Below are 15,646 nucleotides of genomic sequence, written 5' to 3'. Positions count from 1 at the left end.
AGAATTAATCTCTTCCAACCGAGGAGGAGCATTTATTTGCTTATTGGGTAATCCTCATAGAAGTCTTCAAATGTTTTTGAAGTTTTGTAGTTGTCTGTAAGTACTTTATAGACCATATAAACTATCATTATCTGACCAAGTACAGTGAGGTAAAAGACCCAGCTAAAAGCGAAATTCATAGTGGCCATTATGGTCACCATTATTAACAGGATAGTGGTTGCTCCAACCCAAAACATAGCAGAAGATTTCATTTTTTATTTTAAAGTTATCTAAAATCAAAAAACGCCGGTGTTAACGCAATGATAAATCTGTAGATATTTAAAAATTCCAGAACATATCTTCGGTTGGAATATTCTTTTGTTTGCCAAGATCCAGAGGGCTAAAATTTAATACGTTAAATAAGTACCAAATACTGGATGAGATTGCCGGAGTGCTCGAGGCATTTTCCCACAATAAAGAGGAACCATAACTGGTGCCTTCATTTGTTGCATACGGAAGGCCTAGTGAATTTAACTGGGCCGAATTATTCATTTGTGCATTTTTTAGTTGCTGTAGAATTCCATTGGCTTCGTTGGCCAAATTGGCTTCTTTGAAAGCGAGGGCCATTTGCGCGGTACCTTCTAACCAAATAACATCTTTATCTTCATCAAAACAATAACCGGTAATTTCTTTGCCGTTATAACTTGCCACCTGGGTGTTTTTGTAGCGTTCTGCTTTAATAAGTACTTCTTCGGGGAAATTCTTAAATATTAAATAACCCAGGGAATGCAAATCCATAGCATAATAATGGGTCTCATTTTCCGGCCACGCCACAAGCAGCTTGTCATTTGTGTTCCAGCGTTCTTGTTTAAGATAATTTAATATACCCTTATGAAAATCGTCATAACCTTCAACTGCGTTAAAAGCAGTTATAATTCCTTCGGTTATTTTGTGTATTTGTGTCCCATCTTCCCTGAACCCGCCCCATAGGCCTCCATCTTCATCCTGCAGGCTCCTTATCCAGTTTTCCAAAAGCTGGGCTAAAGGCGTATACTTATTATTTCCAGTTTTTTGGTAATAGTTATTTAGCGCTATCAATAACCAGGCATTATCGCCAAGCCAAATAGTGTTACCATTATTTCCAGCGCTATCTCTGAATTGAAAAAACCCTCCTCCGTTTAGAACGAATTCTAAATCGATTTGGTCATTGAAATAATCAAAAATATGCTCGGCTTTTTCATATTCTCCAACGGATATAAATGCCAGAGCAGCCAATGAATTATCGTACAGGGAAACAAAATTCGAATCTTCAGTGCTTGTTAAAAGGCCATTGCTAAGTTGAACATGGCTGATCCATTTATAGATTTCCAGCTCTTCCCCTTTGAGTGTATTTTCAAAATTATTTTCAGGGAGGTCAATACCAACTGCCTCAACCTCTTCAAGAGAAACAGACTCATAAACTGAATCCAGTGTGCAGGAAGAGATAAAAAAATATAAGATGGTATAAAATAGTAACTTCTTAAGCATGATGTAGGCGGTTTTTTGATTTGGGCAATCGTCTTATAAAATTAATACTCAATGGCCAGGGCTATAGAGTTTTACGACCAACGAATGGTATGTCCGACAAAATTCAATGCTAAACACAGCTTATCCCAAAAATGAGTTTTTAGCTGAAAGCTGATCTATTCAACTCCGTTAAAAAACATCGATGAACGGTAAGAGTTTCCTTATTTTTGTTTTAAATTATTTTATGAATCTTCCTGGTATTGAATTTGGAGGCTTCTTTGCAAGGTTTATCTGGATGTTTGTTCACCTAATGTCGCTCGTTGGATTCAGGAACAGAGTAATCGTATTTTTTAATTGGGTTTATAATTACATTAATTATGATAAAGCCGCATGCTTAATAGTCAGACCCTTCAAGAACAGATTATAAAACGGCTTAATTATAACATCTAATTTGGAATCCTTTTTATATCTTTGTGGTGTTGTGTTGTGCATCATTAATAATGGTGTATGTGTATAGATGCCGATATTGATTCGGTACTTACCAATGAAAGGCTTTCCAATTTGGGAGGCTTTTTTTTTATAAGCATACCTTGGTTGACGGAATAAAATAATTGCCGGATATTTATGGGGCTTTATTTTACAAAACCTTGAATTTGTCGTAATTTTAGTGATGACTTTTAAAGAGATCTGCTCATGCCATTATATCATAAACTTGGAAGTTTACCACACAAAAGACATACGGTTTTTAAGAAAAAAGATGGCAGTTTACACTATGAACAGTTATTTGGAACCATAGGCTTTGACGGAATGTCTTCCCTAATGTATCATCTATACCGGCCAACTATGGTTAAAGAGGTGGGTGATTCAAAGGACATTTCCCCTAAAGCGGCGGTTAAGTATAATATAAAATCCAGATTGCTAAAAGGTTTTCAGGTATCCCCGGAGGATGATTATCTCGAAAGCCGAAAAGTGGTGCTATTCAATAGTGATGTTCATGTTGGGCTCGCAGCCCCTAAAAAATCAATGACTGATTACTTTTATAAAAATGCAGACGCGGATGAATTACTCTTTGTTCACAGGGGAAAAGGAACGCTTAAAACGATGTTGGGTGAAATTCCTTTTGGATATGGGGATTATATTTTAATACCTCGCGGAATGATCTATCAAATAGAATTTGAAGATGAAGATAACAGACTCTTTATTACAGAGTCTTACCATCCCATTTATACCCCCAAGCGATATAGGAACTGGTTTGGACAACTTTTGGAGCATTCACCATTTTGCGAACGTGATTTTAGACTTCCGGAAAATTTGCAAACGCATGATGAACTCGGAGATTTTGTAATTAAAGTCAAAAAGCAAGGCCAGTTGCATCAAATGACGTATGCATCTCATCCTTTTGACGTGGTCGGCTGGGATGGATATAATTACCCATATGCTTTTTCCATATTTGATTTTGAACCTATTACGGGGAGGGTGCATCAACCGCCACCGGTTCACCAGACTTTTGAGACAAGTGCCTTCGTAGTTTGTTCCTTCTGCCCTCGCCTATATGACTACCACCCACAGGCTATACCAGCACCCTACAATCACTCGAACATTGATTCGGATGAGGTGCTTTATTATGTTGAAGGCGATTTTATGAGTCGGAAAAATATTGATCAAGGTTATATCTCTCTTCATCCTGCAGGAATTCCTCATGGTCCCCACCCTGGAACATACGAGGCCAGCATTGGCAAGAGTGGTACGGAAGAATACGCGGTAATGGTTGATACATTTAAACCACTGCAATTAACAGAAGCTGCGCTTGCAATTGATGATGGTACTTACTATCAGTCCTGGTTAGAGTAGGGCAACTTTATGTATAATAAAATGAAGCAGGCTTGCGGCCAGTTTGGCGGTTTGATCATCGCGGTCATATGTCGGATTGAGTTCGGCTACATCCGCACTTATTAATTTATTTGTTGCAATGAGTGTATCTAAGGCAACCATTGCAATATCTACCGAAAACCCCATGGGGGAGGCAGCGCTAACACCTGGTGCAAAAGCAGAAGAAAAACCATCTAAATCTATTGTCAGGTATACAAAATCTACTTCTCTACAGAACTCATTAATTTTATTAATCACGTAAGAAGTATTCTGCTTATGAAAGAGTTCGGCCTCAATATATTTTACATTCCATTTGCGGGCACACTCAAATAATATAGTGTCGTTGGCATCATTTCTTATCCCAAGACACAAATAATGGAAGTCCAAATTTTGGGTGTTATTATCGGTTGCAATTTGATAAAATGGTGTTCCGGAATTATTGCCATTTTCATTCGATCTTAGATCAAAATGGGCATCCAGGTTTACTATTCCAATTTTTTGGTCATTGCCCACAAATTTTTTAATTCCATTATAATGTCCGTATGCTATATCGTGCCCTCCCCCTAACAATAATGGCAAGCCTTTATGGTGCAAAATCTGAGCTGCTTTTTCAGCCAATACACTTTGCGCTTTCTCCATGTCATCTCCTACACATACCACATTACCCCCGTCATAAATGGCAGTACTTTCATTTAAATGATGTGGTAGTTTTGCCAACTGCCGGCGTGTAGCCTGAGGGCCTTCCTTTGTTCCTGTTCTGCCCTTATTTCTCTTTACACCTTCATCACATTCATAACCCAGGATTACGAAAGTTTTATCTCCGTATACCGGGATATTTTGCAACTCCAGATCTATTTGCTCTACCTTCTGGTAAACATATAGATTCTGATCGGCCTTTCGACCAGTCCAAATATTTTTGTCTGTTGGTTTGTATAAATTCATTGGGTTATTCAAATAAGCCATCTAATAATTTATCAGCCACTATGTTGGGTAGTGTAACTTTTAAATTAGGGCTGCGTTTCATCTCCCTTTTAATGGCGAACAGTGCTTCCTTATTTCTGGCCCAACTTCTGCGCGATATCCCATTATTTACATCATAGAATAGCATATTTTTAAGTCGTTCAGAGGCTTGGTCTGAACCATCAAGGACCATCCCGAATCCCCCGTTAATCACCTCGCCCCACCCAACTCCACCGCCATTGTGAATGGAAACCCAGCTTGCTCCTCTGAAGCTATCTCCAATAACATTGTGGATCGCCATATCTGCAGTAAACTGACTTCCATCGTAAATATTGCTGGTTTCCCTGAATGGAGAATCTGTACCGCTTACATCATGGTGATCCCGCCCCAGGACAATAGGTGCAGAAATTTTCCCAGAACGGACGGCCTTATTAAAAGCCTGGGCGATCTTAATCCTTCCTTCCGCATCTGCATAAAGGATACGTGCCTGTGAACCTACCACCAGCTTATTGGAATCGGCTTCTCGAATCCATTTGATATTATCTTCCATTTGCTGCTGAATCTCTTCAGGTGCAGAATTTCTGATTTTCTGCATAACACTTAAAGCTATTTCATCCGTCTTTTGAAGATCTTCAGGATTACCCGAGGTACATACCCATCTAAATGGACCAAACCCAAAGTCAAAACACATCGGCCCCAAAATGTCCTGAACATAGGACGGGTATTTAAAATCAATATTGTTTTCAGACATAACATCGGCACCGGCCCTTGAGGCTTCCAGTAAAAAAGCATTTCCATAATCAAAGAAATAGGTTCCTTTTTCCGAATGTTTATTAATTGCATTCACCTGCCGTCTCAAAGATTCCTGAACCTTTTCTTTAAACAATTCCGGGTTTTCCGCCATCATAATATTTGCTTCGTCAAAGGTCAATCCGGCGGGATAATACCCTCCTGCCCATGGATTGTGCAGAGAGGTTTGATCTGACCCAAGGTGAATAAATAATTCTTCCTCATAAAATCGTTCCCAGACGTCAACTACATTCCCAACATAGGCCAGGGATAATATTTCATTCCCGGCTATTGCCTGTTTGGTCCTACGAATCAGACTGTCCATATCAGCATGAAGTTCATCAACCCAACCCTGTGAATATCTTTTAGTTGCAGCAGCCTCATTTACTTCGGCACAGACCGTAATACAGCCAGCAATATTCCCTGCTTTTGGTTGGGCTCCGCTCATGCCGCCTAAGCCGGCAGTAAGGAATATTTTGCCTTTCGGGGATTCAGTTTTTAGTAATACCTTTCTGAAAGCATTCATTACCGTAATGGCAGTTCCATGTACTATGCCTTGCGGGCCAATATACATATAAGATCCGGCAGTCATTTGCCCGTACTGCGTGACCCCAAGAGCGTTGAATTTTTCCCAATCGTCCTGACTGGAATAGTTGGGAATCATCATTCCATTTGTAATTACCACCCTTGGGGCTTCCTTGGAAGACGGGAATAAACCCATAGGATGTCCGGAATACATATGAAGGGTTTGTTCATTGGTCATGTTTGCCAGATATTGCATGGTCAACAGATATTGTGCCCAATTCTGAAAGACGGCACCATTACCTCCATAAGTAATTAATTCTTCAGGGTGCTGTGCCACTTCAGGATCCAGATTATTCTGTATCATAAGCATTATCGCTGCTCCCTCCACTGTTTTGGCAGGATATTCTGAAATTGGCCGGGCATGTATTTTATATTCCGGTTTAAAACGATACATATAAATTCGACCATATTTTTCCAATTCCATAGCAAATTCTGCAGAAAGCTCAGAATGCCAGGCAGGAGGAAAATAGCGTAGCGCATTTCTTATCGCCAGCTTTTTTTCATCCCGGCTTAGGATCTCCTTTCTCTTTGGTGCATGATTCAATTCAGGAATTCGCAGCCTTGATGGAGGTAATACTTTAGGAATTCCCAGTAGGATCTCATCGCGAAAACTCAATTGTATTTTGGAACTTTGCATCTTTCCTATGGGTTATGTTTGTCGTAAATTAATTTACCTTTTTTAAATACCATACATGGCTTAAAAGCCCCCTGGTTGTAAAGAACTTCATTGAAATCGTCCGTATGAAACAGGTTAAAATCGGCAAGATAACCAGCTTTTAGTTTGCCTCTATCTGATAATTGAAGTGCTGCCGCTGCCCTAAATGTTATTCCGGCCAAAACTTCCGCATTTGTTAATTTTTGCATGGTTCCCAATATGGCCGCCTGGGTAAGTAGATCGCCCATAGGGGCAGACCCCGGATTATGATCACTTGCAATGGCCAAGGCACCACCGGCATCCAGAATTTTCCTGGCAGGAGTAAAATTACATCCCAAGCCTAAAGATGCCCCGGGTAAGGCTGTGGCTATCACATCACTTTTTGCTAATAATTCTATTTCATGGGTTGTACTTGCCTCCAAATGATCTGCACTGACCGCATTAAATTTTACGGCAACCTCACTTCCTCCCACAGAGAACTGATCTGCATGGATAGTAATTTCAAAACCCATTTTAGCAGCTTCGGAAAGGTAAGGCGCTATTTCAGCTAGGTTAAATGCGCCTTTTTCAATAAAGGCATCAACTCTGTTTGCTAATTTTTCTTTCTTTAAAATGGGGAACAGTTGCGCACTTATTTCTGATAGATACTCAGACGAATTACCCTTAAAATCCCTTGGGAGCATATGAGCTGCCAAACAAGTGGAGACAAAATCCAATGGGAACTGATCATCAGCCTCCTTAATTGCCTGTAGCATCTTTAGTTCTTCCTTTACTGAAAGACCGTAACCACTTTTGACCTCAATGGTGGTTACGCCATTTTTAAGATGCTGTTTGGCTCTTTTAATTATTCCCTTGATCAACTCTTTTTTTGTAGCCTTTCTTGTTTGTTGTACAGTATCCCAAATACCACCTCCTTCCTCCGCAATTTCTAAATAGGTTTTGCCCGCATTCCTCATAGCGTAATCCCTGGCTCTGGATCCTCCAAAACAAATATGGGTATGAGAATCCACAAATCCGGGAAGGCAAATATGCTTTCCTTCTAACCTAATCAATTTTACGTCCAGATCTTGTACGTCGGATTTGAGTTTTTTAAAACTATCCACGGTTTTAATAAGGCCGTCCACAAAAAGGATTCCTGCATTTTCAATAATCTGTAACTGACTATCAGAAACAGCGCCTTTTAAGGGTATTCCTGTCATAGGAATTACCTGGCTTAAGGGTCCAATAAGCGTTAATTGCTCCATAGTCATTAATAGTTTTCAAACTCTTCTGAAAAAGATGTCTGTAAAGAGAGATTCTTTTTTTTACAAACCTTATTTATACGCTGTATTATGGTTTGGTTTCTTACCAATTTTATTCCTTGTTCTATATCATCGGCAAAAACCCTGTCTTTTTTTGCGAAGGCCACTTTTTTACGAACTTCCTTATGCACTTCTTCAAGCAATATCCCTGATTTTAAAGGTTTTCTATATTCAAAAGCCTGGGTGGCCGTAAGTAATTCAATGGCCAATATTTTTTCCAAGTTTCCAAGTACTCTTAAAGCTTTTCTGCCTGCAATAGACCCCATGCTTACGTGGTCTTCCTGCCCCATAGAAGTAGGAATGCTGTCTGCGCTGGAAGGAAAACAAAGCCCTTTGTTTTCACTCGCCAAAGCCGCAGTGGTGTATTGAAGGATCATGTATCCTGAATTTATCCCTGTATCTTCCATGAGCAATTTAGGAACTCCCGGACTATTGCCTTCCAGTGCCAGGTAAATCCTCCTGTCTGAAATATTGCCCAATTCAGAAGCTGCCAGACAGGCATAATCTAATGCCATAGCCAGTGGCTGTCCGTGAAAATTACCACCACTTATTGTCAATTCTTCATTGATGATAATTGGATTATCTGTTACAGAATTCAGTTCTACCTGTACCAATTCCTTGAGGTGTAACCAGGCATTTCTGGATGCTCCATGCACCTGAGGAATACAACGCAGTGAATAAGGATCCTGCACCCGCTCACAATCAATATGATTTTCCATGATCTCAGAACCTTTCAGGAGTAATTTAACCCTTTGTGCCACATGTATATTACCCTGAAAGGGCCGTAGCTTATGCAGTTCATTATAAAAAGGTTTTACGGAACCCTGCAAACCTTCGATCATCATTGCGCCGATAATATCAGCATGTGAGAGGCAATTGTGTAATTTTTCCAATACTCTTATGGCATGTGCTAAGATAAACTGAGTGCCGTTTATAAGTGCCAATCCCTCTTTGGGACCAAGTTCCAGAGGTTTCAACCCTGTTTTTTTAAATAATTCCTCCGTTCCAATAATTTTGTTTTCAAAAAGGACCTTACCAAGCCCAATTAGTGGTAAAAACAGATGAGAAAGAGGAGCTAAGTCTCCTGAAGCCCCAACTGATCCTTGAGAAGGCACCAGTGGAATAGCATCGTTTTCTATATGCCAAAGAATTCTATCCAGGGTTTCTATGGCTATCCCGGAATATCCCTTGGCAAGTGAATGTATCTTTAAAATAAGCATCAGTTTAGCCAGTTCTGTCTTTATCGGCTTGCCAACGCCAACACTATGGCTTTTGAGAATATTTGTCTGTAAAATTCTGGTTTCTTCTTTAGAAATATTTGTAGTGCATAAGGGCCCGAACCCGGTATTTATCCCATAAACAGCCTGTCCTTTTTCAACTATATTTTCAACTACAAGTTTGCTCTCCTGAACTCGTTTACGTGAAGCATTTGATAATTGACCTTGAATTGTGCCTCTTGCAATTCCTAATGCGAGGCTACAGCTAAGTTCTTCTTCTCCATACAGAAAGGTATGAGTTGGTGAAACCATTAATTAGTATTTTTAGTACTATAAATGTATTCATTAAGTTTCAGAAAAATGGAATTGCAGCCCCACTTTAATTTGAATATTATATCACCGTTAGAAATTCTAACTTTGTAAAACTAAAATGTTTAGAATGATATTTGAATTGATTAAAAAGAGGCGATCTGTATTTCCTGCTCAATACACGAATCAGCCAATAGATAGATCAGAGATTGAAAAAATTCTGGAAGCAGCAAACTGGGCACCGACCCATAAAAAAACGGAACCCTGGAGGTTTAAGGTTTTTCTGGGAAATTCAAAAGAGCAGCTAGGCCAGTTTCTTGCAAAAAAATATGAGGAAACAGAGGCGAATCCAAAAGCTTTTAAAGTTAAAAAACTACTCGACAACCCAAGCAGGTCGGCGGCTGTTATAGCAATATGTATGCAAAGAGATCCGAACGAAAGCCTTCCGGAATGGGAAGAAATTGCAGCAACGTCAATGGCTGTTCAGAATATATGGCTTTGTTGCACAGAAATAGGAATAGGTTGTTATTGGAGTTCACCGGGACTCATAAAATATATGGGTGAATTTATTGAACTCGGTGAAGGGGAACAATGTCTCGGGTTTTTATACATGGGACATTACGAAGAGGAAATCTCTGTTGGGGATAGAAAACCTGTTGAGGAAAAGGTGGTTTGGTTTAATTAGGGGCTAGTAAAAAAACGGGAATAGGTCTTCCTTAAATTCCCAGGCTTTAGCTATAAACAGCCCTAAATAAACAATAGTTACCACAAATTTTAAGAATGTGCCGGTAAGAAAACCTATAAAAGAACCAAAAGCGGCCTTAAGTGCTGTTTTATTATCCGCCTTATTTATTAATTCTCCAATCAGTGCTCCAACAAATGGCCAAATAATTATTCCTAAAATGCCCAGAATAGGGAATAATATAGCCACAAGCAACCCCACTACGGTTCCGGCCATTCCGGCATTGCTGCCTCCAAATTTTTTCGTGCCCATTGCCGGGATAATATAATCTAATGCAAATACTATTGCCGCCACTAAAAAAGTGATGCCCAAAAACCACCAATCATTAGGTACTGCTCTGGTTAGAACCAATAGCAAAAGACCTATCCAGCTTATTGGAGGTCCGGGTAAAACGGGTAAAAAACTCCCCAGGATTCCAATGAACATAATGAAAAAACCCAAAAATAATAAGGCAATGTCCATAAAAATAATTTGTAATTGAACGAAGATAGCGTCTATTTGTTACATGTCTTTTTGGGGAAGCGGGAAATCCAGAAATTCTGGGGCTTATTTGCCCGAAAAAATCGTAATTTTCCGCAAGAATACCTATTAGATGAGGAAGTTGCTAATTTTGTTTTGTCTTTGCCTGATATCTTCCTGTGATTTGTTTACTTCAACCGAAGTTAAAACACAAAAACTGGTTGAAAAAGAATTACAGGCAATCAATTGGAATGATGTTGACCAATATCCTCTGTTCGATGATTGTGACGAAACGGCGTCTAAAGCTTCACAAAAAGAGTGTTTTGAAAACACCTTACTTTTGCATTTTTCGATGACCTTACAGGAATTCGAATTTATTTTAGACAAAGATATTGAGGAAGTAGTATATGTAGATTTCCTGGTTGATAAAGAAGGAAAAATTACCGTTTTGAATATTGATAAAAACAGACTTATTCAGGAACAGATTCCTGAATTTGATGGGATTGTCAGCAGAAGTCTTAAAAGTCTGCCTGCATTAGGGCCGGCTTTAAAAAGAGGAATTCCGGTGAATGCTAAGTTCAGGATTCCTATTATTTTAAATTCAGAGTAAACAAAATAAATTGCAAAACGAAAAAATTATATTGGGCATTGATCCGGGAACCACTATCATGGGATTCGGAATCATTAAAGTAACCGGGAAGAAGATGACATTTATTCAAATGAATGAATTACTCCTCAAAAAATACAATGATCCCTTTACCAAACTCAAACTTATTTTTGAACGAACCATAGAATTGATTGACACCTACCATCCGGATGAAATTGCCATTGAAGCTCCCTTTTATGGGAAGAATGTCCAATCTATGCTAAAACTTGGCCGGGCACAGGGCGTGGCCATGGCGGCCGGGCTATCAAGGCAAATTCCGATAACTGAATATATGCCAAAAAAAATAAAAATGGCAATTACGGGTAATGGCAATGCCAGTAAAGAGCAGGTAGCAAAAATGCTCCAGAGCACTTTAGGACTAAAATCACTTCCAAAAAATTTGGATAGTACAGATGGCCTTGCGGCGGCGGTATGTCATTTCTATAATGAAGGAAGGGTGGAAGTAGGCAAGAGTTATACAGGATGGTCTGCATTCGTAAAACAAAATGAAGATCGATTAAAATAAATAGGATTGACTTCGGAATCAAAATATTGCAAGAATTGCGGAGCATTAGCAAAAGATTTGTTTTGTGCACATTGTGGGCAAAGGACATCAGTTAATAAGGTAACGCTCGGAGATACATTCAATGACCTGACAGACAATATGTTTTCCCTCAGTGCCCCACTTCCCTTGACCTTAAGAAGGTTGGTTTTAAATCCGGGTGCATTGTTTAGAGAATACCTTAGTGGTAAAAGGAAAAAATACTATAGCCCCATTTCGTTTTTTATTTTGTCAACTCTGGTTTATCTTTTCATCAGGTGGGCCATTGATTTTGACAATTATCTAGAGATCTCAGCAGGAACCTTTGAGGAACAGATAGATATGGAACTATTTTCTCCTGCCAGGGATTATATGTTTCAAAACATTAAATCCCTGGCATTCATTCTTGTTTTCACATTAGCTGTATTCACAAAATTTTTCTTTAGTAAGAAATATACGCTGGCCGAATACATCGCCGTTTCTTTTTATCTGAATGGTTTTTATTCGCTGTTTGCTGCTTTAAATTTATTCTATATACAATATGTGAATCCCAAAATTCAGTATTTGGCCATGGTCGTTATGTGTGTCTATTTTATTTATGCTATGATATCATTCTTTCGAAACCAGCGATTGAAGGTAGGATTAAAATCTTTTATGATTTACTGGTTAGCATATGGTACCTATGTATTAATCGCAATTAACATTTCCTATCTTATTGTAATGTTTGAACAACTCTGATGGCTGGCATCTACATTCACATTCCATTTTGCAAACAGGCCTGTCATTATTGTGACTTTCATTTCTCTACTAATTTGAGGAAAAGGCAAGATATGGTAAGCGCCTTGCAGAAGGAATTATTGCTTCGCAAAGCTGAATTGAAAAATGAAGAAGTACAGACCATTTATTTTGGGGGCGGTACGCCATCGGTTCTAGAAATAGGAGAAATCAATGAAATTATAAAAACTGTTGATGAGAATTATAGGGTGATTAAGTATCCTGAAATAACCCTGGAAGCCAATCCGGATGACTTATCCATAAAAAAAATAAAGGAGTTGAGTGATTCTCCTATTAACAGATTAAGTATTGGCGTACAATCCTTTTTTGATCAGGACCTTAAATTGATGAACAGGGCGCACGATGCCAAAGAAGCCGATTTATGCCTCAATGAGGCCAAAAAGTATTTTGATAATATTTCTATTGACCTTATTTATGGGATACCCGGGATGACAAATGCGCGTTGGGAGGAGAATATTAATAAGGCCTTGTCTTATGAGTTGCCACATATTTCCAGTTATGCATTAACGGTGGAGCCCAAAACTGCTTTAAAAGCATTTATTGACAAGGGAATTATTCCCAATGTAGATGATGAAGTGGCCGAGGAACAGTTTAATATACTATGTACCCTTTTGGAGAAGGAAGGGTTTATAAATTATGAAATCTCCAACTTTGGGAAGGAAGGATATTTCTCTAAGAACAATACAGCGTATTGGAAGGGAAAAAAATATATAGGGATAGGACCTTCGGCACATTCTTATGACGGCACAAAAAGGGCATGGAATATCAATAATAACTCGAAATATATCAGATCAATTAAAGAAAATATACTGCCGTTGGAAGAGGAAGTACTCAGCAAAACAGACCGATACAATGAATATGTCATGACCGCATTGCGAACAATTTGGGGAGTTTCTTTGGATAAAATAAGAAACGAATTCGGGACTGGTTATTACGAGTACCTATTGGATCAATCTGATAAATATATCAAAGAGAAATTACTTGTAACAGAAGGGGATAAGCTCTCTGTCACTAAAAAAGGAAAGTTTTTATGTGATGGGATTGCTAGCGATTTATTTATGATTAAATTGAAATAAGATTTCTGATTAGAAGACATGCTCGCACGAATAAAACATAATAGCAAGGAATACAAGATAGATTTGTCAAAGCCTCTGGATATTTCGATTCCTTTGAGGGGCAATGAATCGAATGTAAGAGCCTGGAATCTGGATCCACCTAAGATACAACCACATAAGGAAGAGGGTTTTATTGGGAAAGTATCCGAAGGTGCTTCCGTAAATTTTAATGATATCAGTTTTAATCCACATGCGCATGGAACTCATACAGAATGCCTTGGACATATCACAGAAGAGACCTATTCCATAAATAGGCAATTGTCAGACTATTTTTTCCTGGCTGAGGTGGTCACCATCGCTCCTGAAAAATATCAGAATGATTTTGTGGTCTCCAAAAAGCAAATTCAATATGCGATTGGAAACAAAAAATGTGAAGCACTCATAATCAGAACTTTACCTAACATTGAAGATAAATTATCAAGAAAATATTCCGATACAAATCCACCTTATTTATTGGAAGAAACAGCTCAATATTTAGTGGATAGGGAAATTAATCACTTGCTCATAGACCTCCCTTCCATTGACAGGGAAAAAGACAATGGAGCGCTATTGGCACATAGGGCATTCTGGCAAGTTGAAGGCAAGATGCGTACCAGGGCCACTATTACAGAATTTATATTTGTAAACAATTCTATTAAAGACGGCACTTATATTTTAAACTTGCAACTGGCCCCAATGGAAAATGATGCCAGTCCTAGCAGGCCGGTAATATTTAAACCTATAAAGTCATGAATACCCTAATCAGGTTAGAGGAATTTGCAATGTTTGTATTTGGGTTCTATCTTTTCACATTCCTCCCTTTTTCCTGGTGGTGGTTTTTTGTGTTTCTTCTGGCCCCGGATATTGGAATGATAGGATATATTTTAGGCAATAAAATTGGAGCGATTTCATATAATATCTTTCATCATAAAGGTTTGGCAATAGTTATTTATATTTTTGGAGCGTATTATTCTCTTCCTTTGTTAGAAGGATCCGGGATAATTTTGTTTTCACACTCAGCTCTGGACAGAACTTTGGGTTATGGCTTAAAGTATAAGAAAGGATTTAAGTTTACACATTTGGGAGAAGTAGGAAAAAACAATGGATAGTATTTTTGAACTGTTTTTGGGGTTAATATTAGGGGCAATCTTAATGTATTGGATGTACTCATTATTTCGTATTAAGAGGAGCAAAGAGCTCACAGAGCATCAATCCACAATAATATTGGAAAAAATTAAAAGCGTCTGTAAATTGATCTCCGTGGAGGGTGATTTTGCTGAGATTTACAAATATGAAAATACCAGGGAGCACTTTATGAGTTTGCTTAGCAGCAAGAAAACGGCCCTGATAGTAATTAATGCAAAAGCTCAAATAGGTTACGACCTTAAAAAAGTATTAATGCATGCCGATACGGATAAAAAGAAAATAATTCTTACTAACTTTCCTCAGCCGGAAGTGCTTTCTATACAACCGGAGCTTGAATTTTACGATATAAAAAATGGCCTTTTCAATTCATTTACTCCAAAAGATTTGACAGCCCTAAATCAGGAAGCTAAAAAACATGTCATGGAGAAAATTCCCGAAAGCGGGCTCATGGATACAGCCAGGCGGGAAGCTTTGGAAGCTGTTTTATTAATTGAGAAAATTGTTGAAACTATCGGGTGGAAATTAGATTACTCGACTTTAGAATTAAGCGACCATAAAAAACCTTTTATTGAAAAATAGAGTTATAAATTTAAATCGTAATAACATGAAAAAGGCAGTTTGTATTTTAACCATTTTATTAATATCCATAACCGCATACAGTCAACAAGATAAGCATATGAAAAATTTAGATCCAGGTTTTGTACATACCGTATATTTTTGGCTCAACAATCCGGATGACACGGATGACCAAAAGCAATTTGAAAAGGCGATGAAGAAGTTCATGAAGAAGTCGAAACATGCAAATACACATTATGTTGGAAAGCCTCCAAAGGCTACGCGCGATGTTGTAGACGATTCATTTACATATGCTTTGATCGTAAGTTTTAAATCTGCCAAAGAACAGGAGAAATACCAGAAAGAAAAGGCGCATCTGGAATTTATTGAGGAGGCACAAAGCCTTTGGAATAAGGTAATTGTATACGACTCCCAGGGAGTCAAACTATGATCTTTCCAAGAAGTACCTGAGCTTTTTTCACAGTATATTTTAGCTAA

17 protein-coding genes and 1 pseudogene are annotated in these 15,646 nt (G+C 38.5%); 11 read left to right on the top strand and 7 right to left on the bottom strand.

What is annotated here, in order from left to right; genetic code table 11:
* Positions 1-32 precede the first annotated feature (32 nt).
* Together Q0874_RS15310 and Q0874_RS15305 are read right to left on the bottom strand one after the other, a co-directional pair.
* On the bottom strand, positions 33-251 hold the full coding sequence (locus Q0874_RS15310) for a hypothetical protein (RefSeq protein ID WP_299164393.1): 219 nt from the start codon (positions 249-251) through the stop codon (positions 33-35).
* Between the two features lie 67 nt (positions 252-318).
* A complete protein-coding gene (locus Q0874_RS15305; protein WP_299164392.1) occupies positions 319-1,506 on the bottom strand; it encodes a hypothetical protein in 1,188 nt (395 codons plus the stop codon).
* Positions 1,507-1,747: 241 nt separating this feature from the next.
* Between Q0874_RS15305 and Q0874_RS15300 the strand changes: the two are divergent.
* Positions 1,748-1,912: pseudogene (locus Q0874_RS15300) on the top strand (NAD(P)/FAD-dependent oxidoreductase); the annotation flags it as partial.
* Positions 1,913-2,178: 266 nt separating this feature from the next.
* A complete protein-coding gene (locus tag Q0874_RS15295; protein ID WP_299164391.1) occupies positions 2,179-3,336 on the top strand; it encodes a homogentisate 1,2-dioxygenase in 1,158 nt (385 codons plus the stop codon).
* On the opposite strand, the gene hutG is transcribed toward Q0874_RS15295, so the two are convergent.
* Genes hutG through hutH form a run of 4 tightly spaced genes read right to left on the bottom strand, consistent with a single transcriptional unit; the run spans position 3,328 to position 9,173 of the window.
* A complete protein-coding gene (gene hutG, locus Q0874_RS15290) occupies positions 3,328-4,296 on the bottom strand; it encodes a formimidoylglutamase (protein WP_299164390.1) in 969 nt (322 codons plus the stop codon). The two genes, Q0874_RS15295 and hutG, sit on opposite strands and share 9 nt — an antisense overlap.
* A gap of 4 nt (positions 4,297-4,300) precedes the next feature.
* Complete coding sequence (locus Q0874_RS15285) at positions 4,301-6,325, bottom strand: urocanate hydratase (protein ID WP_299164389.1); 2,025 nt, start codon at positions 6,323-6,325, stop codon at positions 4,301-4,303.
* Between the two features lie 5 nt (positions 6,326-6,330).
* Positions 6,331-7,587 (bottom strand): imidazolonepropionase, encoded by a 1,257-nt coding sequence (gene hutI / locus Q0874_RS15280; RefSeq protein WP_299164388.1) that lies wholly within the window; start codon positions 7,585-7,587, stop codon positions 6,331-6,333.
* Between the two features lie 5 nt (positions 7,588-7,592).
* On the bottom strand, positions 7,593-9,173 hold the full coding sequence (hutH, locus tag Q0874_RS15275) for a histidine ammonia-lyase (RefSeq protein ID WP_299164387.1): 1,581 nt from the start codon (positions 9,171-9,173) through the stop codon (positions 7,593-7,595).
* A 127-nt stretch (positions 9,174-9,300) separates the two neighbouring features.
* Between hutH and Q0874_RS15270 the strand changes: the two genes are divergently transcribed.
* Positions 9,301-9,855 (top strand): nitroreductase, encoded by a 555-nt coding sequence (locus Q0874_RS15270; RefSeq protein WP_299164386.1) that lies wholly within the window; start codon positions 9,301-9,303, stop codon positions 9,853-9,855.
* Positions 9,856-9,858: 3 nt separating this feature from the next.
* Here Q0874_RS15270 and Q0874_RS15265 read toward each other — a convergent pair whose 3' ends face one another.
* Positions 9,859-10,374 carry a DUF456 domain-containing protein gene (locus Q0874_RS15265; RefSeq protein ID WP_299164385.1) on the bottom strand — a complete coding sequence of 172 codons (516 nt, stop codon included), beginning with the start codon at positions 10,372-10,374 and terminating at the stop codon, positions 9,859-9,861.
* A 130-nt stretch (positions 10,375-10,504) separates the two neighbouring features.
* Between Q0874_RS15265 and Q0874_RS15260 the strand changes: the two genes are divergently transcribed.
* The 8 genes from Q0874_RS15260 (at position 10,505) to Q0874_RS15225 (ending at position 15,599) form a co-directional block, all read left to right on the top strand.
* Positions 10,505-10,981, top strand: a complete 477-nt coding sequence (locus Q0874_RS15260) for a hypothetical protein (RefSeq protein ID WP_299164384.1) — start codon at positions 10,505-10,507, stop codon at positions 10,979-10,981.
* Positions 10,982-10,991: 10 nt separating this feature from the next.
* Positions 10,992-11,543 carry a crossover junction endodeoxyribonuclease RuvC gene (gene ruvC, locus Q0874_RS15255; protein WP_299164383.1) on the top strand — a complete coding sequence of 184 codons (552 nt, stop codon included), beginning with the start codon at positions 10,992-10,994 and terminating at the stop codon, positions 11,541-11,543.
* A gap of 6 nt (positions 11,544-11,549) precedes the next feature.
* Positions 11,550-12,296 carry a DUF3667 domain-containing protein gene (locus Q0874_RS15250; protein ID WP_299164382.1) on the top strand — a complete coding sequence of 249 codons (747 nt, stop codon included), beginning with the start codon at positions 11,550-11,552 and terminating at the stop codon, positions 12,294-12,296.
* Entirely contained in the window at positions 12,296-13,429 is a 1,134-nt protein-coding gene (gene hemW / locus Q0874_RS15245) for a radical SAM family heme chaperone HemW (protein ID WP_299164381.1), read from the top strand. Before Q0874_RS15250 ends, hemW begins: the two co-directional genes overlap by 1 nt.
* Before the next feature lie 18 nt (positions 13,430-13,447).
* On the top strand, positions 13,448-14,200 hold the full coding sequence (locus Q0874_RS15240) for a cyclase family protein (protein WP_299164380.1): 753 nt from the start codon (positions 13,448-13,450) through the stop codon (positions 14,198-14,200).
* Entirely contained in the window at positions 14,197-14,556 is a 360-nt protein-coding gene (locus Q0874_RS15235; protein ID WP_299164379.1) for a DUF4260 domain-containing protein, read from the top strand. The genes Q0874_RS15240 and Q0874_RS15235 overlap by 4 nt, the downstream gene beginning before the upstream one ends.
* Positions 14,549-15,172, top strand: a complete 624-nt coding sequence (locus Q0874_RS15230; protein ID WP_299164378.1) for a DUF4230 domain-containing protein — start codon at positions 14,549-14,551, stop codon at positions 15,170-15,172. Before Q0874_RS15235 ends, Q0874_RS15230 begins: the two co-directional genes overlap by 8 nt.
* 97 nt (positions 15,173-15,269) lie before the next feature.
* Positions 15,270-15,599, top strand: a complete 330-nt coding sequence (locus tag Q0874_RS15225; RefSeq protein ID WP_299164377.1) for a Dabb family protein — start codon at positions 15,270-15,272, stop codon at positions 15,597-15,599.
* The last annotated feature ends 47 nt before the right edge of the window (positions 15,600-15,646 follow it).

Source organism: uncultured Eudoraea sp. (assembly GCF_947490415.1).
Taxonomy (GTDB): domain Bacteria; phylum Bacteroidota; class Bacteroidia; order Flavobacteriales; family Flavobacteriaceae; genus Eudoraea.
The sequence above is the reverse complement of the archived record's forward strand: the minus strand, read 5'-3'. Positions and strand labels throughout refer to the sequence as shown.

Bases quoted from the DNA above. Each gene is read 5' to 3' on its own strand.
- Q0874_RS15310 (WP_299164393.1), bottom strand. From the start codon at position 251: ATGAAATCTTCTGCTATGTTTTGGGTTGGAGCAACCACTATCCTGTTA.
- Q0874_RS15305 (WP_299164392.1), bottom strand. From the start codon at position 1,506: ATGCTTAAGAAGTTACTATTTTATACCATCTTATATTTTTTTATCTCT.
- Q0874_RS15295 (WP_299164391.1), top strand. From the start codon at position 2,179: ATGCCATTATATCATAAACTTGGAAGTTTACCACACAAAAGACATACG.
- hutG (WP_299164390.1), bottom strand. From the start codon at position 4,296: ATGAATTTATACAAACCAACAGACAAAAATATTTGGACTGGTCGAAAG.
- Q0874_RS15285 (WP_299164389.1), bottom strand. From the start codon at position 6,325: ATGCAAAGTTCCAAAATACAATTGAGTTTTCGCGATGAGATCCTACTG.
- hutI (WP_299164388.1), bottom strand. From the start codon at position 7,587: ATGGAGCAATTAACGCTTATTGGACCCTTAAGCCAGGTAATTCCTATG.
- hutH (WP_299164387.1), bottom strand. From the start codon at position 9,173: ATGGTTTCACCAACTCATACCTTTCTGTATGGAGAAGAAGAACTTAGC.
- Q0874_RS15270 (WP_299164386.1), top strand. From the start codon at position 9,301: ATGATATTTGAATTGATTAAAAAGAGGCGATCTGTATTTCCTGCTCAA.
- Q0874_RS15265 (WP_299164385.1), bottom strand. From the start codon at position 10,374: ATGGACATTGCCTTATTATTTTTGGGTTTTTTCATTATGTTCATTGGA.
- Q0874_RS15260 (WP_299164384.1), top strand. From the start codon at position 10,505: ATGAGGAAGTTGCTAATTTTGTTTTGTCTTTGCCTGATATCTTCCTGT.
- hemW (WP_299164381.1), top strand. From the start codon at position 12,296: ATGGCTGGCATCTACATTCACATTCCATTTTGCAAACAGGCCTGTCAT.
- Q0874_RS15240 (WP_299164380.1), top strand. From the start codon at position 13,448: ATGCTCGCACGAATAAAACATAATAGCAAGGAATACAAGATAGATTTG.
- Q0874_RS15235 (WP_299164379.1), top strand. From the start codon at position 14,197: ATGAATACCCTAATCAGGTTAGAGGAATTTGCAATGTTTGTATTTGGG.
- Q0874_RS15230 (WP_299164378.1), top strand. From the start codon at position 14,549: ATGGATAGTATTTTTGAACTGTTTTTGGGGTTAATATTAGGGGCAATC.
- Q0874_RS15225 (WP_299164377.1), top strand. From the start codon at position 15,270: ATGAAAAATTTAGATCCAGGTTTTGTACATACCGTATATTTTTGGCTC.